The sequence below is a fragment of the Dactylosporangium roseum genome, assembly GCF_025264685.1.
GTDB lineage: Bacteria > Actinomycetota > Actinomycetes > Mycobacteriales > Micromonosporaceae > Dactylosporangium > Dactylosporangium roseum.
This window is the reverse complement of record NZ_CP073721.1, coordinates 754,620-777,843: the sequence shown is the minus strand read 5'-3', so window position 1 is coordinate 777,843 and position 23,224 is coordinate 754,620. Positions and strand designations below refer to the sequence as shown.

Genomic DNA, 23,224 nt, shown 5'->3' with positions numbered 1-23,224 from the left:
CTTACTGCGACGCCCATATACCCACGGTAAGGGCAATTCGGTCCAGTTGGAGCACCTTCGGCTACTGGTTTCGCGCGCCGTGCTCCCGGATCCATGCGTGCATGGCGATGCCGCTGGCGACGCCGGCGTTGATGGACCTCGTCGAACCGAACTGCGCGATGGAGTACACGGCGACGCAGGCCCGCCGGGCCGGCTCGGACAAACCGGGCCCTTCCTGCCCGAACAGCAGCACACAGCGCTCGGGCAGCGAGGCGTGCTCCAGGGACCGCGCGCCGGGCAGGTTGTCGATGCCGATGAGCGGCAGCCCCTGCGCCCGCGTCCAGCCCAGGAACTCCTCGACGGTCGCATGGTGGCGGACGTGCTGGTAGCGGTCGGTGACCATGGCACCGCGCCGGTTCCACCGCCGCCGCCCGACGATGTGTACCTCGGCGGCGAGAAACGCGTTGGCGTTGCGCACGACGGTCCCGATGTTCAGGTCGTGCTGCCAGTTCTCGATCGCGACGTGGAACCCGTGGCGCCGCGTGTCGAGGTCGGCCACGATCGCGTCGAGGCGCCAGTAGCGGTACCGGTCGACGACGTTGCGCCGATCGCCTTCGGCGAGCAACTGCGGGTCGTAGTGCGGCTCGGACGGCCAGGGACCTTCCCAGGGCCCCACGCCCACGGCGAGCTCGATGTCCGCGTCCATTTCCGGTGACGGTACCTTGCGGCCTGTGCTGGAGGCCGGCCGGATGAGAAGGGTTGACCAGCCCACCCGGCCGGCGTCCCGGGGCGGTGCCCGGCGCCGGGGTTCAGCGGCGCAGGGCCCGTGCCAGCTCGTGGCCGATCTCGTTGACGAAACGACGCTCGGCGAGGGGCACGGTGCTGCCGCCGAGCCGGACGACGTCCGGATACCAGGCGATCCGGCCGACGCTGGCGGCGATGTCCATGAGCCACTCGCCGTAGGCGAGGGCGACGTCCGCGCCCAGCCGCTCGGTCAGGAGGCCGGTGGCGAACGCGCAGTCAGCCAGTACCGCCGCCTGGTCCGAAGCTTCTGGAGCAAGGTCGTTGTCGGTGAGTTGCTCGGCGAAGATGGCCGCGACGACCCCGCGCACAAGCACCGCGCGGGACCGCTGCCCAGCGGCGATGGCCTCGACCCCGGCCACCGCGTCGACGTCCGCCCGCCCGGCGCAGGCGGCGAGCAGGACGCTTCTCGGCAGCCGTACGAGCAGATCCCACTCCCACCGCCGCAGCGGCAGATCGATCCGCATGGCGGAACGCGCCGTGGCCCCGCCGGTCCCGGTGGGCATCGGCTGCGAAACGGCCGAGGCTGCCGCTGTGGCGTCGCCGGCCGCGGGACCGACCGGCGAGCCGTGCCCGGCGGGGTCGGCCGGGGCGGACGTCGCGGAGCATGGCGTCCTGGGCTTCGGCGTCGCGGGGCTCGGCGCGGGCTTGCTGGGCATGGCGACCTCCCATATCGAGCCTATGCCGAAAATCCTCCGACAAACGGAAAATGATGGACTGGCCCGGCCGGTCAGGCCTGGACCATGCAGCCCCAGCCGTCGTACAGGCCGTCGTGGCGCTCCACGATGCCGCGAACCTTCCAGGTCGCCTCGTGCAGGGCCGGCGGCTCGACCGGGTCACGGCGGATCGCCTGCAACACGAAGTCTCCCTCGTCGCCGCGCTCCACGGTGACCGCGAAACCGTCGATGCGCAGCTCCTCCGCGGCGGCCTCCGCACGCTCCGGATCCGGAAAGTACGCCAGGAACTCGACCGGCCGCGGCGAGCTGAGCCGGTCGCCGTGCGCCTCCAGCTCCTGCACCACCTGGTTGTCGTCCATGATGTTGCGCTGCCACGCGTCGGGGGTCAGCTCATCCCGGACGCGGGTCCAGCCCGGGTCGGAGACAAGGGATGACTCCGGGGTCAGGCCGGACACCTCGGCGAGCGGCGGCGGGGCGGCACCCTCGGGCAGGTATCCGGTGATCCGGCCGGTGTTGCCGGACAGCACCCGCCCGACCAGCGCGCCGTGGACGGACTTCAGCAACTGACGGACCGCCTCGTCCAAAGCGTGGATGGACGCCAACTCCGAAGCGTCGGGCATGCCGGTGGCGCCCTCACCCTTGTACCGGAACTCGACGTCCAGCCGTTGCGGCAGCCGCGCCACCGGGGCGGCCTCCACCGCGCCGAGGTCGATGTTGTACATCGCGAGATGGCCGCCGACCTCGCCCGGGTACACCGCCCAGCGCTCGGCCCACGCCTGTTCCCGCCCTAGCAGCCTGCGGAGCAACCCCACAGCCGTCCTCCTTGACGAACTACGGTTTCGGCTCCGGGAAGCTCGGCAGCTCCGGACCCGCGTGCGACTTCTTCGGCACCATCACCCGGCGCCGGAAGACGCAGACGAGTGTGCCGTCCTGCTTGTAGCCCTTGGTTTCCACGGTCACCACACCGCGGTCGTCCTTCGACTCCGACTCGCGCTTGTCCAGTACCACAGTCTCGCCGTAGATGGTGTCCCCGTGGAAGGTCGGTGCGGTGTGTCGCAGCGACTCGACCTCGAGGTTGGCGATCGCCTTGCCGGACACGTCGGGCACGGACATGCCGAGCAGGATCGAATAGACGTAGTTGCCGACGACCACGTTGCGCTTGAAGTGCGTCGACGTCTCGGCGTAGTGGGCGTCGAGGTGCAACGGGTGGTGGTTCATCGTCAGCAGGCAGAAAAGGTGATCGTCCGACTCGGTGACCGTCTTGCCCGGCCAGTGCCGGTAGACCGCGCCGATGTCGAACTCCTCGAAGTAGCGGCCGAACTGCATCTCGCACCCCTCCAGACAACGTTGTCGTTGGTCCGCAGCATGCAGGCCCGAACGGGAGGCGGGTAGGGAAAGCCGGCAAGTGTGAGAAACGCAGTGAGCGGCGGGGCCCTCCCTGGCGCCCGCCGCCCACGCTCTGTGATTGAGTATCTTGGTCCGCTCCCCCGCCCTTGGCAACGCTCCGTATAGAGACGCAAGTCACAGTTACCGAAACGAGACCTCCATTGAGCGCTGTCGTTACGGATTGTGGTTCCCATCTCACTACAGAGCGTGAGTGGTTCTTCGGACCGGGGAGTTCGCTTTTGGTACCGGACGGTAAAGTCTGGCGCCGATGGAACGGTTGACGACACGGGGGCGCGCGGCACGGTTGGTTGCCGCGCTGGTCTTCGGCGCCCTGACGTTGCTCGGCTCGACCGTGGGCAACGACTGGTGGTTCCCGTTCGCGCCGATGCGCCAGTTCTCCAACGCCGACCCGCCCGACGAGCCGATCCTGGTGTTGCGCACCGACGGCGTCGACGCCACGGGGCGGCGCATGGAGCTCAACGAGCGCAACGCCGGTGTGCGGCGGGCCGAGATCGAGTCGCAGATCGAGCGGTTCAAGGCCGACCCGTCGTTGCTGCGCTCGATCCAGGACGCCTATGCGGCGCGCAACCCCGGCAAACCTCCGCTGGTCGAGGTCGACATCGTCGAGGAGCGGCACCACCTGCGCAACGCGCAACCGACGGGGCAGATCACGGAAGTCGTACTGGCGAGGTGGCGGCCGTGATCACGAAGTGGCTCTTCGCACCGGTCCCGAAGGGACGCATCGCGGCGTTCCGCACGCTGATCTACGGGTTCGTCGCCCTGGACGTGGCCTTCTTCAGCGGCTGGATCCGTTCGCACGGCGACCTTCCCGGCAACCTGTACCAGCCGCTCGAGGTCGGCAAGCTCCTGCACCTGCCCACGCCGACCCAGCTCATCGTCAACACCGTCTTCTGGGCGCTGATCCCGCTGTCGCTGCTGGCGGCGACGGGCCGTGCGCACCGCCTGCTCGGCTGGACGGTCTTTGTCCTGTACTTCGAGTGGATGGTCGTCGCGATGAGCTACGGCAAGATCGACCACGACCGGTTCGGCCTGCTCATCGCGCTGGCCGCACTGCCGACGGCGGGCCGGGCGCGCCACGGCGACACGGCGACCACCGAGGCCGGCGGATTCGCGCTGCGGATGACGCAGATCGGGGTGATCTGCACGTACTTCCTGGCCGCGGTCGCGAAGCTGCGCGACAGCGGGCTGGCCTGGTTCACCGGGGCCACGCTGACCAGGTCGTTCATCCGGCGCGGGACGGCGCTGGCCCACTGGCTGCTCGGCATTCCCGGATTCACGGTGGTCAGCCAGTTCGGGATCATGGGCTTCGAGCTGCTGAGTCCATTGGTGTTCGTGCTGAAGCCCAAGCTGCGGTATGCGATGATCGCGGGCTTCTACCTGTTCCACCTGATGACGTTCAGCCTGATCACCATCTCGTTCATCCCGCACCAGGTGGCGATGGCGAGCTTCCTGCCGCTGGAGAAGGTTACCCCGGTCGCATGGGTCCGCCGGTTGTTCCGCCGCACCGCAGCCGCCCCGGCCGCCGAGCCCGCACCGGAAACGGTACGGCGGCGACCAGTTTCATGATCGTGGCGCATTTGTGCAGCCAGGGGTCAAGCCGTGAGTTCAGCCCCGTGACCCTGCCAACCGAGCAAGACCGACAATTCGGTCTCGGAGGCGTTCAGTCGGCGCGCGTACCGCTCGATCTCATGATCATGGGAAAGATGTGGCTGTCGGGGCAGCCGTATCAATCCCATGATCATGGGATCGAGCAGTATGGCAGCGGATTGCGGCGGAATGCGCGCCGGTCGGCAGCGCTGGCGGGCCGGGCTCAGGCCGCGCGGGCCGGGTGGTTCGGGGGCAGCGCGCAGGCCGCGGTGCCCCCGGGCATGCGGTGGCGGTTGCGGGCCACCCAGCGGTAGACCGGCCAGGCGGCCGCGCTGACCGGACGGAGTCCCAGCAGCGCGCCGGCGAGGTGCCACGGCGCCGAGGCGCGACGCAGCAGGTCGGCGATGGCCACCGGTCCGGCGGTCACCGGTCGGCCCGCGGCCACGTAGTACACGGCGGAGCTCACCTGTTCCTCGGTCACCCCGAGCGCGTCGAGGTCGGCGAACTGCCACGCCACGACATCCGCGTCCGGCCTGATGCGCTTCTCGATGAAGCGGGCGCATGATGAACAGAAGGCGCAGTCACCATCGAAAAGAAAGGTCGGCCGGTCCATATGCCAATCATGGATCATCCGGCCCGCGCCGCCACGGTGAGCCCGGCCACCGGTTGGGAATGCCGGTAAGGGGTACGTGGTTGCAACCGTGCGTACCCGACGCGATGCCCCAGAAGGATCGGAGCAGGAAGCATGGCAACCGTAGACCTGACCGCTGAGAATTTCGCCGAGAAGGTCGGCGGCGAGGGGATCGCCCTCGTCGACTTCTGGGCGGACTGGTGTGGCCCGTGCAAGCGGTTCGCCCCGGTGTACGAACGGGTGTCCGAGAAGAACCCCGACATCACCTTCGGCAAGGTGGACACCGAGGCCGAGCAGCAGCTCGCCCTGGAGTTCAACATCCGGTCGATCCCGACCCTGCTCATCGTGCGCGACGGTGTGGCGCTCTACTCGGAGCCCGGCGCACTGCCCGAGCAGGCGCTCGAGTCCCTGATCCAGCAGGCGCGCGACCTGGACATGGACGAGGTCCGCGCGAAGGTCGCCGAGGCCGCCGCCACCGAGACCGCCGAAGCGTAACCGTTCGAGCGCCCTGAGTCAGCCCTGACCCAGGGCGCTTGTATTCTGTTCGTACGTATGTTCGGATGAACCCGTGCGATGGGACAACCTGAAGGCGACTGGCGGTCCCGGCACCGGTGACACCGGGCAGGCGCGAGTGCTTCCACTCGCACTGCCCGGGGCCGTCGCCCGCACCTTCGACACGCCGGAGTTCCGCGGCGTCACGTTCTATGAGGTGCGGGCAAAGTCCCTGGTCAACCGCGTGCCGGGCACCTCCCGGGTGCCGTTCGAGTGGACGATCAACCCCTACCGGGGCTGCTCACACGCGTGTGTCTACTGCCTGACCGGCGACACCTCGATCCTCATGGCCGACGGCACGACCAGGCCGTTGGCCGAGCTGGCGGTCGGCGATGAGGTCGTCGGCACGGTGCGCGACGGCCGCCTCCGCCGATATGTCACGACCCGGGTCCACGCCCACTGGTCGACCGTCAAGCCGGCGCACCGGGTGACCCTCGCCGACGGCACCACGCTCGTGGCGTCGGGCGATCACCGATTCCTCTCCGACCGCGGCTGGAAGCACGCCACCGGAGCTCGGCACGGGCGCAGCCGCCGCCCGCACCTCACCACCGCCAACCGGCTCACCGGATTCGGCGCACTGCCCGAGCGACCCGCGGAGAGTCCCGAATACCGTCGGGGCTATCTGTGTGGCTTCGTCAACGGCGACGGCCACGCCGGTCCGGTCGTCGACGAGGCGCTGCGGCGGGCGCAGCGATACGCCGCCGAGTGCGGCGGGCTGCACGCCATGGCCGCCGACGACCGGGAATACGCGGGTGCGAGCGTCCGCGACGCCAGCGCCGTCCTCGGCTGGCCCGAGGTGCCGACCCGCGCGTGGCGGCAGGGATTCGTCGCCGGTCTGTTCGACGCGGTGGGTGCGCTCGTCGGCGGGATGCCGCGGTTCCACGCCGTCGACAAGGCGGTCGTCGACTGGCTGGTCGAGTGTTTGGCGGTCCTCGGTTTCGCGACCGACCGTCCGGACCGGCCCGACGTCGGGCCGGACGGTGTGTGCGTCCTCGGCGGCACCCGCGAGCGGGTCCGGTTCGGGCTGCTGTTCGCCCCCGCCGCCGCGACCGGCACGGCCGTCGGCGATCTGGTTCGCGGCGACGAAACGCTGCGGGTCACGGCCATCGAGCCGCTCGGCCTCGAGGTGCCGATGTTCGACATCACCACCGGCACCGGCGACTTCATCGCCAACGGGGTCGTGAGCCACAACTGCTTCGCCCGCAACACGCACACCTATCTCGACCTCGACACGGGCCACGACTTCGACACGCGGATCGTGGTCAAGGTCAACGCCGGCGAGATCCTGCGGCGGGAGCTGTCGTCGAAGCGGTGGTCCGGCGACCGCATCGCGATGGGGACCAACGTCGACTGCTATCAGCGTGCCGAGGGGCGATATCGGCTCATGCGCGACATTTTGGCGGCCCTGCGCGACCACGCCAACCCGTTCTCGATCCTGACGAAGGGCACGTTGATCGCCCGCGACCTCGACCTGCTCCAGCAGGCCCGCGCGGTGACGAGTGTGAGCATCTCGATGTCGGTCGGCTTCCTCGACGAGACACTGTGGCGCTCGGTCGAGCCCGGCACGCCCAGCCCGCGCCGGCGGCTCGACGTGGTGCGCCGCCTCACCGACGCCGGGTTCTCCGTCGGCGTGCTCATGGCGCCGATCCTGCCCGGCCTGACCGACACGCCCGAGGCGATCGACACCACGGTCGCCGCGCTGGCCTCGGCGGGGGCGGCCAGCGTCGTGCCGCTCGCCCTGCACCTGCGGCCCGGTGCCCGGGAGTGGTATCAGGCCTGGCTGGCGCGGGAGCATCCGCGTCTGGCGCCCCGATACCGGGAGTTGTACGGCGACGGGAGCTACGCCCCCCAGGCGTATCAGCGGGAGGTCGCCGCGCGGGTGCGGCTCGCGGCGCGCCGCCACGGTGTGCCGACCGGCGGCACCGGGACCACCCGCACGCCCTCGACCGGCGGCACGGACTCGGGCACCGGGGGCGCGCACCCGGTCGACCAGGCAGGGCACGGTGGCGAGCAGGCGACACGGACGACCGGGTGGGCAGCACAGCAGCGCGGGCAGCAACGGTATGAGCGGCGGACGCGTCGGGAACCGGTGATCGCCGAGCAACTGTCATTGCTGTGAAACCGAAGGTTCACGGTCAGCTAACGGTCAGCTTCGTTGGCTAGGGTTCGCCGCATGGGGGCGCGTGCCGGCGACTATCTGCTGCTTCTGGGGCCGCCGGTCGCCGTCGGGGCGGCCGTCGGTGTGGTCGTGGTGGCCGACTCCCCGGAGGCGTTCCTGCCACTGCTGATCGTGTTACAGCCGTTGACGACGCTCGGGATCGTGGTCGGGCTGGTGCAGCTAACCCGCAGCAACCGGGGGCCGTCGACGTTTCGGCTGGTCGGGCACGACGGGCGGGCTGCCTTTGCGGTGCGGCCGAACTACCGGCGGCAGTGCCTGTTCAACGGGCTGCTCAGCGCGGCGCTCGTGCTGATGGCGGTCAACGGGCTGCGGGTGCCGGGCCGGGTCGTGCCGGCGACGGCCTGGGCGATCCTGGTGTTCAACGCGACCGCCCTGGCCCTGATGCTCCACCGGATGCTCCGGAGCGGGCCGCTGCTGCTCACCGCCGACGGGATCGCGATCGACGGTGGCCGCACGTTTGTGCCGTGGGCGGCGCTGGAGGCCGGGCACGACAGTCCGCAGTGGACGTTGGCCCGGCCGGAGCTGGTGCGGGGGCGGCGGATCAAGGCCTTCCGGCCGGGGCAGACCGTGCCGCTCGACGTGTCGCTGTGGTTCCTGTCGCTGTCGATCCACAGCTATCTCGCGCACCCCGAGCATCGGGCGGCGATCGGCACGCCGGAGGAGCTCGACCGCCTGCGCGGCGCGCTCGCCCTCCAGCTCACCTGAGTTCAACCGGTTCATCAACGACCGGCGACGACGCCCCGAACCGCCGGCCCGGCCCGCCTGGACGTCCCAGCCGCCGTTCCGGCTCACCGCCGCCGAGGCCGGCCACGACCTCGCAGTCGCCTGTCTCGTCGTGCCCGCGATGCGGGGCCGGGCCGGCAAAGGGCGGATCGGCGCCGGGCCGAGATACCGTTTCGCTCATGCGTAGCGCGGAACAGATCCTGCGGGAAGCCACCACCATCGCTGTCGTCGGGGCCTCGCGGGACCACACGAAGACGGCACATTCCGTACCACTCTCGATCCAACGCCACGGGTGGCGCGTCATCCCCGTCAACCCGTTCACCGACGAGATCTTCGGCGTGAAGGCCTACCGGACGCTCGCCGACATCCCCGAGCCCGTCGACGTCGTCAACGTGTTCCGGCCGTCGGAGGACGCCACGCAGGTGGTCAAGGAGGCGCTCGCGATCGGCGCGCCCGCGATCTGGCTGCAGCAGGACATCTTCTCGCCCGAGGGCCGGGCGCTGGCCGAGGCCGCCGGGGTCGACTTCCTCGAGGACACCTGCATCGCCGTCATCCGGGCGGTGCACGCGATCACCGGGCCCCGTATTCCTTGAGCAGTCCACGGCTGATGATGGTCTTCTGGATCTCGCTGGTGCCCTCGCCGATGAGCAGGAACGGCGCCTCGCGCATCAGCCGCTCGATCTCGTACTCCTTGGAGTAGCCGTAGCCGCCGTGGATCCGGAAGGCCTCCTGGACCACCTCGGCGCAGTACTCCGACGCCAGGAGCTTGGCCATGCCGGCCTCGACGTCGTTGCGCTGTCCGGCGTCCTTCAGCCGGGCGGCGTTGACCATCAGACTGTGCGCGGCCTCGATCTTCGTCGCCATCTCGGCGAGCTTGAAGGCGATTGCCTGGTGCTTGACCAGCGGGGCGCCGAACGTCTGGCGCTGCTGCGCGTACGCGATGGCCAACTCGAACGCCCGGATCGAGATGCCGCAGGCGCGCGCGGCGACGTTGACCCGGCCGACCTCGATGCCGTCCATCATCTGGTAGAAGCCGCGGCCGGCCTTCGCGGCGCCGCCCAGGACCGCGGTCGCCGGCACCCGCACGCCGTCGAGGACCATCTCCGTCGTCTCGACGCCCTTGTAGCCCATCTTCTCGATCTTGCCGGGAATCGTCAGGCCGGGCGCGGTCTCGCCGAAGCCGGGCTCCTTCTCGATCAGGAACGTCGTCATCTCGCCGTACACCGACTCGGCGCCGAGGTCGGTCTTGACCAGCGTGGCGACGACCGACGAGTACGCACCGTTGGTCAGCCACATCTTCTGCCCGTTGATGACGTAGTCGTCGCCGTCGGGGACGGCCTTGGTGCGGATGGCGGCGACGTCGGAGCCGCAGCCGGGTTCGGACATCGAGAACGCACCACGCACCTCGCCGGCGGCCATCCGCGGCAGCAGCGCCGCCTTCTGCTCGGGCGAGCCGTGGTGGCTGACGAGGTACGCCACGATGAAGTGCGTGTTGACGATGCCGGAGACGGACATCCAGCCCCGGGAAAGCTCCTCCACGACTAGGGCGTAGGTCAGCAGCGACTCACCGAGCCCGCCGTGCTCCTCGGGGATGGTCAGGCCGAAGAGGCCCATCTCACGCATGCCGTCGACGATGTCGGCCGGGTAGACGTCGTCGTGCTCGAGCCGCTGGGCTTGCGGGATGATCTCCTTGTCGACGAACTCCCGCACGGTTTCGAGGATCGATCGCTGCACGTCGGTCAGACCGGGTGTCTGGGCAAGGCGGGCCATTGTCGACCTCCGATTGGTCAGCAACAAGTTACTGGCGGGTTCGCAGGCAGTATCGCGGTCGCCGGCGGGTGCGACCACTGTGAGCGGACCACATCACCCTGTGAAATGGTTCTCAAGCGGAGGAGTTACCGACCGACCGGCCCTTGGCGTTGATCATGCAGTCGTGGTGCCGCGACACTCCCACGATGTCCGGCTTGTCAGGCACCACAACTGCATGATCAACACGAAAAAAGGGGGGTCAGCGGTACTGGGCCTCGCGGACGCTGTTGCCGCCGTCCACGACCAGCATCTGGCCGGTGATGTAGGACGCGCCCGGCGAGCAGAGGAAGGCGATGGTGGCGGCGACCTCCTCTGGTGTGCCGGGGCGGCCCATCGGCGTGCCGAAGCCCTGCTTGAGCTCGACGAGCGTCGACGCACCGGTGTGGATGATGCCGGGGGCGACCGCGTTGACCGTGATGCCGTCGGCGACGAGCTCCATCGCGAGGGCCCGCGTCAGGCCGACCACGCCGGCCTTGGCCGCCGCGTATCCGGCCTCGGCGGGCAGAGCGTTGACCGGGCCGGCGGTCGCGGCGAGATTGACGATGCGACCCCAGCCGTGCTCGGCCATGCCGCCGACGAAGGCGCGGCTGACCAGGAACGCGGTCGTGAGATTGCGGTCGATCTCGGCACGCCACTCCTCGTAGGTGAGCTGCGCGACGGGACGCAGCACCTCGGGGCTCGCCTTGCTGGCCAGGCCGGCGTTGTTGACCAGGATCTCGACCCCGCCGAGCTGGTCGCTGATCGCGTCGGCCAGGGCGCCGACCTCGGCCTCGACGGTGAGATCGGCGACGAACCCGATGACGCCCAGCTCGCTGGCGCGGTCGTGGATCCGGCGGGTGGTGGATACGATCGCGACGGCGGCGCCCATCGATTTCAGGCGGCGGGCCGTGGCGTAGCCGATGCCGTCGGGGCTGCCGGCCCCGGTGACCAGGGCGACCCTGCCGTCGAGCCGGTCGGTCGTCATGGACTCCTCACCCGCGGGATCGTCGGCGAGCTCGGGACCGCTGGACGGAACGGCTCGCAGGGTGCGCCGAGCCGAGGACGGTCGGCTCACGTCGCGCCGGCCGCCCTTGCCGGCGGGTCCACTGGAACGTAGATCGGGTGCCATAGGGCAAATCCTGCCTGCCGGATCCGCCACCGGGCAATGCGACGCGCGTTTTCTCAGGCCGGTGGGGTGAAGGTCGTGGTACGAAGCATGCCCGCCGCCCGCCCCTTCGCGGAGATGACGAGGGCCATCTTCCGCGAGGCCTCGTCGATCATCTCGTTGCCGAGCATGACCGCGCCGAGCTTCCCACCAGCCTCGGAGGTGTAGTAGTCGTACGCGTCGAGGATGAGCTCGGCGTGGTCGTAGTCCTCCTGCGCCGGGCTGTAGACGTCGTTCGCCGCGTCGATCTGGCCAGGGTGCAGCACCCACTTGCCGTCGAACCCGAGTGCGGCACTGCGCTTGGCGACCTCGCGGAACGCGTCGACGTCGCGGATCTGCAGGAACGGGCCGTCGATCGCCTGAAGGTCGTGCATCCGGGCCGCCATCAGGATGCGCATGAGGATGTAGTGGTACGGGTCGCCCGGGTAGTCGGGGATCAGCCCGCCCACGACCAGCGACTTCATGTTGATCGACGCCATGAAGTCCGCCGGGCCGAAGATGATCGTCTCCACCCGCTGCGAGGCGGTGGCGATCGCGTCGACGTTGACCAGCCCGGCCGCGTTCTCGATCTGCGCCTCGATGCCGATCTTGCCGACGGGCAGTCCGATCGTCTTCTCGATCTGGGTGAGCGTGAGGTCGAGCCACTCGATCTGGCCGGCCGACTGGACCTTCGGCAGCATGATGCAGTCGAGGTTCTCACCGGCGCCCTCGACGACCTCGATCACGTCGCGGTACGTCCACTGCGTAGTCAGGTCGTTGACCCGCACGACGCGGGTCTTGCCGGCCCAGTCCCCGTCGTTGAGCGCGGCCACCACGTTCTTGCGCGCCCCCGGCTTCGCCAGCGGCGCGACCGCGTCCTCCAGGTCGAGGAACACCTGGTCGGCGGGGAGCCCTTGGGCTTTGTCGAGCATCTTCACGCTCGATCCGGGAACGGCGAGGCACGAGCGGCGCGGGCGTCCGAGGGCGGCCATGGCGGGGCTCCTTTGCTCCGAGCAATCGATGTCTGGCGGGCCTTAGCGTTGGTTCAGGGCAAGCTACGCCACGGTAGCCTCGTCGCGTGAGCACGCAGAGTGCTCCTGTGGGAGATCTCACCGGCCGTACGGCTGTCGTCACCGGCGCCAGCTCCGGAGTTGGTCTGGCCGCCGCCGGCGACATGGCCGCCGGGGTGCCCACGTCGTGCTCGTGGGCCGCGACCCCGACCGGTTCACCGCCGCCGTCGCCGCGGTGCGCGACGCGTCGGGCGGGCGCACTCCCCCGGCGTACCGCAGCGATTTCGCCCGTCTCGACGACGTCCACGTCCTCGTCGATCATCTCCGCCAGCGGTACCAGCGGATCGACGTTCTGGCGAACAACGCGGGTGGTCTCGTGTCCGGCCGGGTGGTCACCCAGGACGGGTTCGAGGCGACGCCGCAGACCAACCGCCTGGCCGGCCTCCTGCTCAGCAACCTGCTCCGGGAGCAGTTGCGCAACGGGCGGATCGTCGACACGGCGTCCGGCGCACACGCGATGGGGGCGCTCGACCCGGCGGACCTGCACCGAGCGGGCAAGCGCTCAGCGCTTGGTCGCGCCGCGGACCTTGTGGAGGCGGAACGGGCGCTTCGGCACCCGGGTCGCGCTGGACGGCCGCGGCGGAGCCGCCTGCGAGTCGTCGGGGAGGTCGTGCGTGCCGCCGGCCGGGGTCAGGCGGCTGACCACACACCGCTCCGCCCAGGTGGCGGCGAGGTCGGCGGTGCCGTTGAGGCGCTTGGCGGCGAGCTGCGGCACGAGCTCGGTCCACTCCTGCGAGGCGGGATCGATCCTGGCCACGGTGGCCGGCCAGGTGACGATCCGGCCGCCGTGGTCGCCGCGCAGGGTGACGTCCGCCGTCGGCGTCTCGGCCAGGCCGGGTGCGGACTGCTCGCCCGGGCCGCTGACCACGAGCAGCGAGCCGCCGAGCCAGGCGCACCAGACGAGGTAGGCGGGCCCGGCGCCCGGCACGGTGAGCCAGGCGACAGCGGCCTTCTTGGCGGCTTCTTCGACCAGGGCGTCCATGACCCCATCCAATCAGGAGTCAGGCCCCAACGGCGTGCGTGGGGGCCGGTCGTGGAACTCGGTCGCGCCGTAGCACCACGCCGTCACCTCCGGGGGCCAGCGGTCGGGCGGCCAACCGCCCTTCCTGAGCAGCGCCGACAGGAACAGCTCGGGCTCGGGCAGCTTCGACCACACCGACGGCAGGAACGTGGCCCGCCTCCGCCCGTCGGTGAGGATGAGTCCGTGCTCGCCCGGCACCAGCGCGGTCAGCAACTCCTCCCGGCTGCGCGTGGGCACCCGCACGGGGCGCCCGAGCACCGACACCTTGACGTCGAGCAGCGGCCAGTCGTCGCCGGTCACCGGGGGCAGCCGCGGGTCGTTCATGGCGCGCAGCGCGTTGCGCACGACGTCGCGGTGCAGCGGCCGGGCCGGCTCCAGGGTGCCCACACAGCCCCGCAGGGTCCCGGCCCGCTCCAGTGTCACGAACGACGCGCCGTCGGCGTGCAGGGCGCTGTCCTGGGGCAGCCGGACGACGAGACGGTCACCGGCGAGCCGTGCGCGGACGGCGCCCGCGGCGAGGCGGGCGAGCAGTCGGCCATCCGTCAGCGACAATGCCGCCGTCACGCCACCAGCATAGGCGCCCCGACAAGGTCCAAGACCTCGGCGAGATTCTCGATGCACGGACCCGACCAGCCGGGCTCGTCGTTGTAGGTCAGGTGGTCGCCGAGGTCGTCGGCGACGAGCCGGACCGCGGTCAGCCCACAGGCGCCGGCGCCGGTGAGCTCCAGGCTGCCGCCGTCCCCGACGTACAGGCAGCCGGCGGGCTCGACGCCGAGCAGCGCGCACGCGGTGCGGTACATCGCCGGGTGCGGCTTGGTGTGTCCGATCTCCGACGAGTAGACCGCCGCGTCGAACAGGCCCGCCAACCGGGACCGGGGCAGGAAATGGGGCAGCTCGAACCAGCAGTCGCTGACGATCGCGACGCCCAGCCCGGCGGATCGCAGCGCGCGCAGCACCGGAATCGTGGCCGGACGCAAGGGCGCGTCGCTCTGGAGGGCGGCCAGGCGTAAGCCGACCGCGTGGCAGAGCTGTGTCTCGGTCGGCTCCACGCCGATTTCCTTGCAGAGCTGCCACAGGCCCGTCATCGAGTCGCTGCCGTAGCCGCCGGCGGCCCGTTGCTCGAAGGTCCGGTCGAGCAGCGCGATCCACTCGTCCGGGTCCACGCCGAGCACCTCCGCGGTGCGCCGATGCTCCTCACCTCGACGGACGGCCGTTGTACAGGTGTTGAAGTAGTCAAAACAGACAGCCCGGAACATCTCAACGACCCCTATCGCATCCACCGGACGGACGACATCCGACACTTGTCGACCGCGGTCGACAAGTGTCGGATCAGCGACAGCTTCGCCAAAATGACAAGATCTCACGTATGCGCCAGGTCGGCCTTCCCACCATCGCCGCACTTGTGGTGTCGATCATGGCGATCTCGTCGTCAGCGCCGCTGATCGTGTTCGCCGCCGCGCCGGCGCTCGCGATCGCCTTCTGGCGCAACGCGATCGCGGTCGCCGGCCTGGCCCCGGTGGCGCTGACCCGCCGCCGGTTCGAGGTGCGCGACCTGTTGCGTCCCGGCGCGGGCCGCCGCACGCTCGGGATCAGCGCCCTGTCCGGGCTCTGCCTGGCCGTGCACTTCGGCACCTGGGTGCCGAGCGCGAAGCTGACCAGCGTCGCCATGTCCGTCGCGCTGGTCTCCACGACACCGGTGTGGACCGCGCTGATCTCGGCGGTTCGCGGCATCCATGTTCCCCGCAGCGCCTGGGCCGGCATCGGGCTCGCGGTGGCCGGCGTCGCGATCGCCACCGGCGCCGATCCCGACCTGTCCGGCCGGGCGCTCCTCGGCGACGGCCTGGCACTGGCGGGTGGCGTCGCCGCGGCCGGCTACACGATCTTCGGCGAGCGCGCCCGCGCCAGCATCGCCACGACGACGTACACCACGATCTGCTACTCGATCTGCGCCGTCGTGCTCGTGGCCACCTGCCTCGTCACCCGCGCGGACCTGGTCGGCTACGACCCGGGGACCTGGCTGGCGATCGCCGGCATGACCCTCGGCCCGCAACTGCTGGGGCACACGCTGATCAACTACGCCCTCCGGCGGGTCTCGGCGACCACGGTCGCGGTGCTGCTCCTGCTGGAGGTCCCCGGCGCACTGCTCATCGCGTGGCTGCTCCTCGACCAACTGCCCGCCGCGCGCACCCTGCCGGGCATCGGGATCCTGCTGGCCGGCGTGGCGGTCGTGGTGCTCGGCACGCGCTGGCGCAAGCCCGGCGAGCCGCCCCCGCCGTCCTCACCGGGTCAGCCGACGAACGGCGGCACCGTCATCTCGCCGGAGGCGATCGGCACGACGTGACCGGCGACGGTCGCGGAGACCGCCGCCCCGCCCCGCGCGGTCACCGAGCACTGCAACGACGACGGACGGCGCATCTCCAGGCCCTGGCTGATGTGGTACGCGCTGAGCCCGTCACCCGGCAGCAGACCCGAGCTCACCAGCCAGACGCCCAGGCCCAGCGCCGCCGAACCGGTGGCCGGATCCTCGGGGACACCCACGTCGGGCACCAGCACCCGGGCGTGTGCGTGACGGTCCGCCGCCTCCCAGTGGAAGACGCTGACGTTGTCGACCGGCCGGTGCGGGCCCACCCGGCCGACCGCCTCGTCCGTCACCGAGAGGTAGGTGAACTCCAGCCCGCAGCCGGCCCTTCGGGGCACCGGACCGACGAAGTCGTCCGCGGTGAGGCCGACGGCGGCGAGCAGCGGCGCAGGATCGAGCGGCGGACCGACGGTCGGCCGGCCGCCGGTGACGACCGCGCTGTGGTGCACGTCGTCGATGTGGATCGGGATCAGCCCGGCACCGCACTCCTGGACCACGTCCCGGTCCTTGATCACGCCGTTGCGGAACAGGGTCACCGCGCAGCCCACCGTCGGGTGGCCGGCGAACGGCAGCTCGGTCTGCGGGGTGAAGATGCGCACCCGATACGTGGCCTCGGGCGTGGTCGGCGGGAGCACGAAGATCGACTCCGAGAGGTTGAACTCCCGTGCGATCGCCTGCATCTGCTCGCCGGCGAGGTCCTGGGCGTCGAACACGATCGCGAGCGGATTGCCGGTGAACGGGCGGTCGGTGAAGACGTCGACCACGGAGTACCGCACCATGCGCATGGAACGAAGCCTAATCAGTAGGCTTGATCCTTGTGAGCACTGCGCCGCGAGTCTATGTGGCGCGCCTCGCCGGCCTGAACGTGTTCGATCCGAACGGTGACCAGGTCGGGCGGGTGCGCGACGTGGTCGCGCGCGCCCGGACGGGCAACCAGGCGCCCCGCGTCGTCGGCCTGATCGCCGAGATGCCGATGCGGCGGCGGATCTTCCTGCCGATCGGGCGGATCACCGCGATCGAGCCCGACGCCGTGGTGCTCAACACCGGCACCCTCAATCTGCGGCGGTTCGAGAAGCGCCCCGGTGAGCTGCTGGTGCTGGAGGACTTCCTCGACCGGCACGTCACGATCAACACCAGCGAGCGCCCGGGCACCGTGGTCGACGTGGCGATGGAGGTCGACCGCACCGGTGAGTGGTCACTCACCAGGGTGGCGGTCCGCGAGTTCACCAGGCGGCTCACCCGCCGGGGTCACCTCAACCAGCTTGAGTGGAGCGAGGTCTCCGGGCTGACCGGGTCGCCCGAGGAGCAGGGCACCGCCGGACTGCTGGCCGTGCTCGACAACATGCGCCCCGCCGACCTCGCCAACGTCCTACAGGACCTCTCCGAGACCCGCCGAGTCGAGGTGGCGGCCGCGCTGGACGACGAGCGCCTCGCCGACGTGCTCGAGGAGTTGCCCGAGCACGACCAGCTCGAGATCATCGCGGCGCTCGAGCCGCAGCGAGCGGCCGACGTACTGGAGGAGATGGACCCGGACGACGCCGCCGACCTGCTCTCCGAGATGCCGAAGCCGGAGCAGGAGGTCCTGCTCGACCTCATGGAGCCCGACGAGGCATCGCCGGTGCGCGCGCTGCTGGACTACCTGCCCGGCACCGCCGGCTCGGTGATGACCTCCGAGCCGATCGTCATGGCGCCGGACGCGACGGTCGCCGAGGCACTGGCCCGCATCCGGGAGCCGCAACTCTCCCCCGCGGTCGCCGCCGGCGTGTTCGTCACGCGGCCGCCGATGGCCACGCCCACCGGGCGGTACCTCGGCGTCGTGCACTTCCAGCGGCTGCTGCGCGAACCACCGTCGGCCCTGCTCGGCGGCGTGGTCGACAACGACATCGATCCGCTCGCCCCGGGCACCACCCTGGCCGAGATCACCCGCCGGATGGCGACCTACAACCTGGTGGTGATGCCGGTGGTCGACGACAACGACAAGCTGGTCGGCGCGGTCACCGTCGACGACGTGCTCGACCACCTGCTGCCCGAGGACTGGCGCGACCGCGATCACGCCGAGCCGATCACGCTCCAGGGTGGCGGCCGTGGCTGACCGGCGGCGGCTCGACCAGCCGCGCGTCGCCCGGATCAAGCTGCCGAGGTTCGATCCCGAGTCGTTCGGCCGGTGGTCGGAGGGTTTCGCGCGGTCCATGGGGACGGCGAAGTTCATCGTCTACATGACGGTCGTGATCGTCGCCTGGCTGGCCTGGAACACGCTGGCCCCGCCGAGCTGGCGCTTCGACCCGTACACCTTCACCTTCCTCACCCTGATCCTGTCGCTGCAGGCGTCGTACGCGGCGCCGCTCATCCTGCTGGCCCAGAACCGGCAGGCCGACCGGGACCGGCTCGCATCCGACGAGGACCGGCGGCGGGCCGCGGCGCAGAAGGCGGACACCGAATACCTGGCCCGCGAGATCGCCGCCCTCCGGATCGCGGTCGGCGAGACGGCCACCCGCGACTTCCTGCGCTCCGAGCTGGCACGGATGGGCGAGGAACTGGACGAGGCCGCGGAGCGGCGGGCGAAGCTGGAGCGCAAGAAGGCGAAGAACACGGCGACCGCGCTGGGCACGCCGGGCGGGCTGGAGGAGCCGCTCGACGAGGGGGACGACGCGGTGGACTCCGACGGGCCGCAGGAACCGCCGCGGCGCCGGTCCAGATCGCACTGAAGCATTACGCCGCGCGCCTCAAGGGGCTAGGCGCGCGGCGTCCTAACGATCGTCGCACCGGCCGCGGTACGACGACAACCCCCGCCGCCTGCAGAATCCCTATTTCGGGTGGTCTTGCCGGTGCTGTGACGCGTTCCTCGGGAACGCTCACCGTGCCGGGTGAGCGTCCGTCCCGACGTACCATGGCAGCCATGTCTGCCCCGGCCACCACCGTTCAGGACGCGATCACCGCCGCGCTCGCGACCGTCGACGACCCTGAGATCCGCCGCCCGATCACCGACCTCGGCATGGTGCGCGATGTCACGCTCCGACCCGACGGCGTCGCCCTGATCGGCATCCTGCTCACGGTGGCCGGCTGCCCGCTGAAGGACAAGCTCCGCACCGACATCACCCGCGCGGTCGGCGCCGTCCAAGGCGTCACCGGGGTCGAGATCGACTTCGGTGTCATGACCCCCGAGCAGCGCAAAAACCTCCAGACGAGCCTGCGGGGTGACGTGCAGGAGCCGGTCATCCCGTTCAGCCAGCCCGGCTCACGGACCCGCGTCTACGCGGTGGCCAGCGGCAAGGGCGGCGTCGGCAAGTCCAGCGTGACCGTCAACCTGGCCGCCGCCCTGGCCGCCCGCGGCCTGTCGGTCGGCGTGGTCGACGCCGACATCTACGGCCACTCGGTCCCCCGCATGCTCGGCGCCGACGGCCGCCCGACCCAGGTCGAGTCCATGATCATGCCGCCGTCCGCACACGGCGTGAAGGTCATCTCGATCGGCATGTTCACGCCCGGCAACGCCGCCGTCGTGTGGCGCGGCCCGATGCTCCACCGGGCGTTGCAGCAGTTCCTCGCCGACGTCTACTGGGGCGACCTCGACGTGCTGCTCCTGGACCTCCCGCCGGGCACGGGCGACGTGGCGATCTCGCTGGCGCAGCTCCTGCCGTCCGCCGAGATCCTGGTGGTGACGACCCCGCAGGCCGCCGCCGCCGAGGTCGCCGAGCGCGCCGGCTCGATCGCCCTCCAGACCCACCAGCGCGTCGTCGGTGTCGTCGAGAACATGTCCTGGCTGGAGCTCCCGACCGGCGAGCGGATGGAGATCTTCGGCACCGGCGGCGGTCAGACGGTGGCAGACTCCCTGAGCCGCCTGGTCGGCGCCCAGGTGCCGTTGCTCGGCCAGATCCCCCTCGACACCCGCCTCCGCGAGGCCGGCGACACCGGCCTGCCGCTGGTCCTGGCGACCCCCGACGCCCCGGCGGCGGCCGCCCTCCGCGTGGTGGCCGACAAGCTGGCCGTCCGCCGGGAAAGCCTGGTGGGCAGGCCGCTGGGCCTGAAGCCCGCCGGCCGCTAGGCACCCCGACCAGACCAGACCCGACCAGACCAGACCAGACCGGGGCGGAGCGCCCACCCCCTGACGGTCCTGCGTCGGACGCTGCCGACGGTGCAGGCGGTCCCCGGCCCCTGGCCTACCATGGCTGGGCACCTTCGCCGGCCGCCCACCCCGGCCGTTGGCTCACCCCAGGGCGCCCCCCACTGACACCCAGCCGTCCGCGCACCCGACGCGACCACGCGTGGCCGGTCCACTCGGGAACCGTGCGGGGGGCGCGGTTGCGGCCACATAGAAGTTCCAGATGTTGCCCGGCCTGCCGAATTTGTCGCTTTTATACGCCAATTGCCCCGTGCGGGCGGGTGTCTGCCGATCGCGGTCGCCACTGGGCCCGAGGCGGCGCGTTCCGGGCCGGGCAACTCCATGATCATGGGAAAGATCTGGCTATCGGGGCAGCCACATCTTTCCCATGATCATGAGATCGAGCGGCCCGAAGTGGCGGATCGCGCCTGATCGCGCCTGATCGCGCCTGATCGAGCCCGATCGCATCGGAACGCGGCGCCGGTCGGCACGCCTCGGCGGCGACACCCTCGACTGCGGTCGGGCGAAACGTACGGAACGGATGGAATCGGCATCGCGCCTCTGGACCCAGGGATGCACCGGGGCCGTGCGGATCTCAGGTGACGTCGTCCCAGGATGCGCGGGAGGCCGGCTGAGCGGATGGCGGCGTCGACACGGCAGCCGCCGTCGACGGCGAGGTGACGCTGTTCGCGGCGGTCGCGGCCGCCTGGGCGTCGCGCTTCACGCCGTCGGCCACGCCCCGGACTTCGTCGTAGATGCCCTGGAGCGGCTTGCGCAGGGCGGCCTCGTCGGCCTCGCTGAGCAGGTGCTTGCGGAGAAAGGTCTTCGGGTGGAGATCTTCCAACTGGATGTCGGTGCCGAGCTCGCGGCTCAGGTCGCCGGTGGCGTTGCGGGCCATCTGCCGCACGTTGCGGAGCATCCGCATTCCGTCGCTGATCGCCTTCGGCAAGCGGTCGGGACCGAAGATGAACAACCCGACCAGGATGATCAGGATGAACTCCCAGCCGCCGATGTTCTCCAAGCCCATGTTGCCGGCCCTCCCTGCTCTCAGCCGCAAGACTAGTCACCCACGGCCCCGGACGGGGAGGGCCCGACGGTCACTTCGCGTCGGCGACCAGGGTCACGGAGGCTTTCTCCCTGGTCGTACCGCGCAGATAGGAAATCTCGACCGTGTCACCCGGCGCGTACTTGCGGACCAGTGCGGTCAGGTCCCAGAACTCGTCGATCGGCTTGCCGTTGACCGCGAGGATCACGTCACCGCTCTTCAGGCCGGCCGCCGCCGCGGGACCGCCGGCCTCGACCGAGGCGAGCCGGGCGCCGCCGGCCGGGTTGCGGTAGGACGGGTCGGGCTGCACGCCCATGACCGTGCGGCGCGCCTTGCCGGTGTTGATGATATCGGTGGCGATCCGCCTGGCGTGGTTGATCGGGATCGCGAACGCCAGGCCGACGTTGCCGGCTGTGGACTGGTCCTCGGACAGCGTGCCGATCACCGAGTTGATGCCGACGACACGACCGGCGCCGTCGAACAGCGGGCCACCCGAGTTGCCCTGGTTGACGGCCGCGTCGGTCTGGATGGCCGAGTAGTAGCGGGCGGTGCCGCCCTCGCTGGTGCGGATGGGACGGTCGAGGTAGCTCACCACGCCGTACGTCACCGTGCTGGTCAGGCCCAGCGGCGCGCCCACGGCGACGACCGGGTCGCCGACCTGCAGCCGATTGGAGTCACCGAACTCGACGGGCACGACCTTGCCGTCGGGCAGCCCGGACGTGTCGATCTTGAGCACGGCGACGTCGGACTCGTCGTCACCGCCGATGACACTGGCCGGCACCACCGTCGCGTCGCTGAACCGGACGGTCGCGTTGCCGGTGCCGCCCTCGACGACGTGGTTGTTGGTGATGACGTGCCCGTCGGACGACACCACGAAGCCGGAGCCGAGCGACGTGCCGGAGCCGACCCGCATGCTGATCGTGACGACGCTGGGGAGGACCTTCTTGACCAGGGCAGCGACCGAATCCGGCGGCCTCGCGTTGAGCGGCGGGTCGTTGCCGAGCTGGGTGCCGCCGAGGCCGCCGCCGCCTCCGACGGCGAAGACGTAGCCGAGTGTGCCGCCGAGCGCGCCCGCGAGCAGGGCGGTGACGATCGACACGATCAGGACGAGACCCAGCCCGACCCGGGGGCCGGCGTTCGGCGGCGGCGGCTTCTCCAGGGGCGGCACCTCGTCGACCGGCGTCTTCATCACGACGACCGGGGCGTCGGGGTCGCGCCACGGGTCGGCGAGCGCGTCGGACCACCAGCTATCCCTCGCCGGCTGCGGCGCCGTCCCGTGCTGCGGCTGCGGGCGGCTGGCGGTGGCCTGCGCGGGCGTTGTCCAGCCATCCGGGCTGGACGCGCCGTGGCCCGGCTGTCGCCAGGCCGAACCGTCTGTCACGATCGGCTCCTCCGTCCGTTTCGCATCCAGCATTGCACGCTCCGGCATCCCGCACGCGCGGGCGAGTCTCCTAGGCTTGCCGGGAATCGACTCACCTGGAGGTGTCCCATCACCGCGTCCGCGAGAAGCGCGCAGCAGTTCGCCGACTTCGTCGACGGGTACGTGCTGGAGGACCCGGTACTCACGGCTGCCCGCGAGCAGGCCGCTGAGCTGGGCATCCGGGCGGTCAGCCGAGGCTGCGGTGCGGCGCTTCGGGTGATCGCCGCGGTGAGCAACGCCAAGGCGGTGGTGGAGGTCGGCACCGGCACCGGGGTGAGCGGCGGGTGGTTGTTGCGCGGCATGCGCCGCGACGGCGTCCTGACCACGATCGATTACGAGGCCGAGCACCAGCGGATCGCACGGCGGGTGTTCTCAGTGGCCGGGAACCCTCCCTCTCGTACACGCATCATCACCGGACGCGCGCTCGACGTGTTGCCGAGGTTGGCCGACCACGCCTATGACCTGGTGTTCGTCGATCATGACCCGAGCGAGTACGGACCTGTGGTGACCGCCGCGGAGCGACTGCTGCGGCCGGGCGGCACGCTGGCGCTGAGCGACGCACTGGCCGGTGGCCGGGTGAGTGATCCCACGATCCGGGATGCGGAGACGGTACTTCTCCGTGAGGCCGTGAAGGCGTTGCGCGACAGCGACGCGTGGGTGCCCGCGCTGCTACCGCTCGGTGACGGGCTGCTACTGGCGGCGCGAGCGACGTAAAAGTTGTCGTACCCGAGTTCGAGACTCTCCG

At 70.6% G+C, this 23,224-nt stretch carries 25 protein-coding genes and 1 pseudogene; 12 read left to right on the top strand and 14 right to left on the bottom strand.

The window, feature by feature from the left end:
• Positions 1-61: 61 nt before the first annotated feature.
• The 4 genes from Drose_RS03570 to Drose_RS03555 form a co-directional block, all read right to left on the bottom strand.
• On the bottom strand, positions 62-685 hold the full coding sequence (locus Drose_RS03570) for a TrmH family RNA methyltransferase (protein ID WP_260726727.1): 624 nt from the start codon (positions 683-685) through the stop codon (positions 62-64).
• A 103-nt stretch (positions 686-788) separates the two neighbouring features.
• The gene (locus Drose_RS03565; protein ID WP_260726726.1) at positions 789-1,439 is read right to left on the bottom strand and encodes a hypothetical protein; all 651 of its coding nucleotides are present in this window, start codon (positions 1,437-1,439) and stop codon (positions 789-791) included.
• A 71-nt stretch (positions 1,440-1,510) separates the two neighbouring features.
• The gene (locus Drose_RS03560) at positions 1,511-2,269 is read right to left on the bottom strand and encodes a DUF695 domain-containing protein (RefSeq protein WP_260726725.1); all 759 of its coding nucleotides are present in this window, start codon (positions 2,267-2,269) and stop codon (positions 1,511-1,513) included.
• Between the two features lie 19 nt (positions 2,270-2,288).
• Positions 2,289-2,783 (bottom strand): MaoC family dehydratase, encoded by a 495-nt coding sequence (locus Drose_RS03555; RefSeq protein ID WP_259861350.1) that lies wholly within the window; start codon positions 2,781-2,783, stop codon positions 2,289-2,291.
• A gap of 328 nt (positions 2,784-3,111) precedes the next feature.
• Between Drose_RS03555 and Drose_RS03550 the strand changes: the two genes are divergently transcribed.
• Together Drose_RS03550 and Drose_RS03545 are read left to right on the top strand one after the other, a co-directional pair.
• Positions 3,112-3,546, top strand: coding sequence for a hypothetical protein (locus Drose_RS03550; protein WP_260726724.1), 435 nt, complete (start codon positions 3,112-3,114; stop codon positions 3,544-3,546).
• Positions 3,543-4,430 (top strand): MFS transporter permease, encoded by an 888-nt coding sequence (locus tag Drose_RS03545; RefSeq protein ID WP_313899994.1) that lies wholly within the window; start codon positions 3,543-3,545, stop codon positions 4,428-4,430. Before Drose_RS03550 ends, Drose_RS03545 begins: the two co-directional genes overlap by 4 nt.
• 244 nt (positions 4,431-4,674) lie before the next feature.
• Here the strand turns inward: Drose_RS03545 and Drose_RS03540 are convergent, their stop codons facing one another.
• Entirely contained in the window at positions 4,675-5,064 is a 390-nt protein-coding gene (locus Drose_RS03540) for a thiol-disulfide oxidoreductase DCC family protein (protein ID WP_260726723.1), read from the bottom strand.
• Between the two features lie 132 nt (positions 5,065-5,196).
• On the opposite strand from Drose_RS03540, the gene trxA reads away from it, so the two are divergent.
• The 4 genes from trxA (at position 5,197) to Drose_RS03520 (ending at position 9,129) form a co-directional block, all read left to right on the top strand.
• A complete protein-coding gene (gene trxA, locus Drose_RS03535; RefSeq protein ID WP_260726722.1) occupies positions 5,197-5,577 on the top strand; it encodes a thioredoxin in 381 nt (126 codons plus the stop codon).
• A gap of 73 nt (positions 5,578-5,650) precedes the next feature.
• Entirely contained in the window at positions 5,651-7,753 is a 2,103-nt protein-coding gene (locus Drose_RS03530) for an intein-containing Rv2578c family radical SAM protein (RefSeq protein WP_390891318.1), read from the top strand.
• Positions 7,754-7,807: 54 nt separating this feature from the next.
• Positions 7,808-8,518, top strand: coding sequence for a hypothetical protein (locus tag Drose_RS03525; protein ID WP_260726721.1), 711 nt, complete (start codon positions 7,808-7,810; stop codon positions 8,516-8,518).
• A 197-nt stretch (positions 8,519-8,715) separates the two neighbouring features.
• Positions 8,716-9,129: a CoA-binding protein gene (locus Drose_RS03520; protein WP_260726720.1), complete on the top strand. Its 414-nt coding sequence runs from the start codon at positions 8,716-8,718 to the stop codon at positions 9,127-9,129.
• Here Drose_RS03520 and Drose_RS03515 read toward each other — a convergent pair.
• From Drose_RS03515 to Drose_RS03505, 3 genes are all read right to left on the bottom strand, one after another.
• The gene (locus Drose_RS03515; protein WP_260726719.1) at positions 9,107-10,306 is read right to left on the bottom strand and encodes an acyl-CoA dehydrogenase family protein; all 1,200 of its coding nucleotides are present in this window, start codon (positions 10,304-10,306) and stop codon (positions 9,107-9,109) included. The genes Drose_RS03520 and Drose_RS03515 overlap by 23 nt on opposite strands.
• Before the next feature lie 238 nt (positions 10,307-10,544).
• Positions 10,545-11,453, bottom strand: coding sequence for an SDR family NAD(P)-dependent oxidoreductase (locus Drose_RS03510; protein WP_260726718.1), 909 nt, complete (start codon positions 11,451-11,453; stop codon positions 10,545-10,547).
• 53 nt (positions 11,454-11,506) lie between these two features.
• Positions 11,507-12,460: an HpcH/HpaI aldolase/citrate lyase family protein gene (locus Drose_RS03505; protein WP_260726717.1), complete on the bottom strand. Its 954-nt coding sequence runs from the start codon at positions 12,458-12,460 to the stop codon at positions 11,507-11,509.
• A 205-nt stretch (positions 12,461-12,665) separates the two neighbouring features.
• Between Drose_RS03505 and Drose_RS03500 the strand changes: the two are divergent.
• Positions 12,666-12,941 (top strand): annotated as a pseudogene (locus Drose_RS03500) (SDR family NAD(P)-dependent oxidoreductase); the annotation flags it as partial.
• A gap of 99 nt (positions 12,942-13,040) precedes the next feature.
• On the opposite strand, the gene Drose_RS03495 reads toward Drose_RS03500, so the two are convergent.
• From Drose_RS03495 to Drose_RS03485, 3 genes are read right to left on the bottom strand one after another with little or no spacing between them, the layout of a single operon-like run.
• Complete coding sequence (locus Drose_RS03495) at positions 13,041-13,520, bottom strand: hypothetical protein (protein ID WP_260726716.1); 480 nt, start codon at positions 13,518-13,520, stop codon at positions 13,041-13,043.
• Positions 13,521-13,532: 12 nt separating this feature from the next.
• Positions 13,533-14,123, bottom strand: a complete 591-nt coding sequence (amrA, locus tag Drose_RS03490) for an AmmeMemoRadiSam system protein A (protein WP_260726715.1) — start codon at positions 14,121-14,123, stop codon at positions 13,533-13,535.
• A complete protein-coding gene (locus Drose_RS03485; protein WP_260726714.1) occupies positions 14,120-14,815 on the bottom strand; it encodes an HAD family hydrolase in 696 nt (231 codons plus the stop codon). The genes amrA and Drose_RS03485 overlap by 4 nt, the downstream gene beginning before the upstream one ends.
• Before the next feature lie 110 nt (positions 14,816-14,925).
• Here Drose_RS03485 and Drose_RS03480 point away from each other — a divergent pair, with 110 nt between their 5' ends.
• The gene (locus tag Drose_RS03480) at positions 14,926-15,900 is read left to right on the top strand and encodes a DMT family transporter (protein ID WP_260726713.1); all 975 of its coding nucleotides are present in this window, start codon (positions 14,926-14,928) and stop codon (positions 15,898-15,900) included.
• Here Drose_RS03480 and Drose_RS03475 read toward each other — a convergent pair.
• Positions 15,846-16,703: a PhzF family phenazine biosynthesis protein gene (locus Drose_RS03475; protein WP_260726712.1), complete on the bottom strand. Its 858-nt coding sequence runs from the start codon at positions 16,701-16,703 to the stop codon at positions 15,846-15,848. The two genes, Drose_RS03480 and Drose_RS03475, sit on opposite strands and share 55 nt — an antisense overlap.
• 32 nt (positions 16,704-16,735) lie before the next feature.
• Here Drose_RS03475 and Drose_RS03470 point away from each other — a divergent pair, with 32 nt between their 5' ends.
• The 3 genes from Drose_RS03470 (at position 16,736) to Drose_RS03460 (ending at position 19,957) form a co-directional block, all read left to right on the top strand.
• On the top strand, positions 16,736-18,010 hold the full coding sequence (locus tag Drose_RS03470; RefSeq protein WP_260726711.1) for a magnesium transporter MgtE N-terminal domain-containing protein: 1,275 nt from the start codon (positions 16,736-16,738) through the stop codon (positions 18,008-18,010).
• A complete protein-coding gene (locus Drose_RS03465; RefSeq protein WP_260726710.1) occupies positions 18,003-18,623 on the top strand; it encodes a DUF1003 domain-containing protein in 621 nt (206 codons plus the stop codon). The genes Drose_RS03470 and Drose_RS03465 overlap by 8 nt, the downstream gene beginning before the upstream one ends.
• Before the next feature lie 191 nt (positions 18,624-18,814).
• Positions 18,815-19,957 (top strand): Mrp/NBP35 family ATP-binding protein, encoded by a 1,143-nt coding sequence (locus Drose_RS03460; protein ID WP_260726709.1) that lies wholly within the window; start codon positions 18,815-18,817, stop codon positions 19,955-19,957.
• A gap of 652 nt (positions 19,958-20,609) precedes the next feature.
• Here the strand turns inward: Drose_RS03460 and Drose_RS03455 are convergent.
• Together Drose_RS03455 and Drose_RS03450 are read right to left on the bottom strand one after the other, a co-directional pair.
• Positions 20,610-21,041 carry a Sec-independent protein translocase subunit TatB gene (locus Drose_RS03455; protein WP_260726708.1) on the bottom strand — a complete coding sequence of 144 codons (432 nt, stop codon included), beginning with the start codon at positions 21,039-21,041 and terminating at the stop codon, positions 20,610-20,612.
• Between the two features lie 70 nt (positions 21,042-21,111).
• The gene (locus Drose_RS03450; protein WP_260726707.1) at positions 21,112-22,473 is read right to left on the bottom strand and encodes a S1C family serine protease; all 1,362 of its coding nucleotides are present in this window, start codon (positions 22,471-22,473) and stop codon (positions 21,112-21,114) included.
• 129 nt (positions 22,474-22,602) lie between these two features.
• Here Drose_RS03450 and Drose_RS03445 point away from each other — a divergent pair, with 129 nt between their 5' ends.
• Positions 22,603-23,193 (top strand): O-methyltransferase, encoded by a 591-nt coding sequence (locus tag Drose_RS03445; RefSeq protein WP_260726706.1) that lies wholly within the window; start codon positions 22,603-22,605, stop codon positions 23,191-23,193.
• The last annotated feature ends 31 nt before the right edge of the window (positions 23,194-23,224 follow it).

Excerpts from the sequence above, each read along its gene's own strand:
- Drose_RS03520 (WP_260726720.1), top strand. The coding sequence starts at position 8,716 with ATGCGTAGCGCGGAACAGATCCTGCGGGAAGCCACCACCATCGCTGTC.
- Drose_RS03495 (WP_260726716.1), bottom strand. The coding sequence starts at position 13,520 with ATGGACGCCCTGGTCGAAGAAGCCGCCAAGAAGGCCGCTGTCGCCTGG.
- Drose_RS03555 (WP_259861350.1), bottom strand. The coding sequence starts at position 2,783 with ATGCAGTTCGGCCGCTACTTCGAGGAGTTCGACATCGGCGCGGTCTAC.
- Drose_RS03550 (WP_260726724.1), top strand. The coding sequence starts at position 3,112 with ATGGAACGGTTGACGACACGGGGGCGCGCGGCACGGTTGGTTGCCGCG.
- Drose_RS03475 (WP_260726712.1), bottom strand. The coding sequence starts at position 16,703 with ATGCGCATGGTGCGGTACTCCGTGGTCGACGTCTTCACCGACCGCCCG.
- Drose_RS03570 (WP_260726727.1), bottom strand. The coding sequence starts at position 685 with ATGGACGCGGACATCGAGCTCGCCGTGGGCGTGGGGCCCTGGGAAGGT.
- Drose_RS03455 (WP_260726708.1), bottom strand. The coding sequence starts at position 21,041 with ATGGGCTTGGAGAACATCGGCGGCTGGGAGTTCATCCTGATCATCCTG.
- Drose_RS03515 (WP_260726719.1), bottom strand. The coding sequence starts at position 10,306 with ATGGCCCGCCTTGCCCAGACACCCGGTCTGACCGACGTGCAGCGATCG.
- Drose_RS03510 (WP_260726718.1), bottom strand. The coding sequence starts at position 11,453 with ATGGCACCCGATCTACGTTCCAGTGGACCCGCCGGCAAGGGCGGCCGG.
- Drose_RS03450 (WP_260726707.1), bottom strand. The coding sequence starts at position 22,473 with ATGCTGGATGCGAAACGGACGGAGGAGCCGATCGTGACAGACGGTTCG.
- Drose_RS03485 (WP_260726714.1), bottom strand. The coding sequence starts at position 14,815 with ATGTTCCGGGCTGTCTGTTTTGACTACTTCAACACCTGTACAACGGCC.
- Drose_RS03480 (WP_260726713.1), top strand. The coding sequence starts at position 14,926 with ATGCGCCAGGTCGGCCTTCCCACCATCGCCGCACTTGTGGTGTCGATC.
- trxA (WP_260726722.1), top strand. The coding sequence starts at position 5,197 with ATGGCAACCGTAGACCTGACCGCTGAGAATTTCGCCGAGAAGGTCGGC.
- Drose_RS03565 (WP_260726726.1), bottom strand. The coding sequence starts at position 1,439 with ATGCCCAGCAAGCCCGCGCCGAGCCCCGCGACGCCGAAGCCCAGGACG.
- Drose_RS03460 (WP_260726709.1), top strand. The coding sequence starts at position 18,815 with ATGTCTGCCCCGGCCACCACCGTTCAGGACGCGATCACCGCCGCGCTC.
- Drose_RS03540 (WP_260726723.1), bottom strand. The coding sequence starts at position 5,064 with ATGGACCGGCCGACCTTTCTTTTCGATGGTGACTGCGCCTTCTGTTCA.
- Drose_RS03505 (WP_260726717.1), bottom strand. The coding sequence starts at position 12,460 with ATGGCCGCCCTCGGACGCCCGCGCCGCTCGTGCCTCGCCGTTCCCGGA.
- Drose_RS03525 (WP_260726721.1), top strand. The coding sequence starts at position 7,808 with ATGGGGGCGCGTGCCGGCGACTATCTGCTGCTTCTGGGGCCGCCGGTC.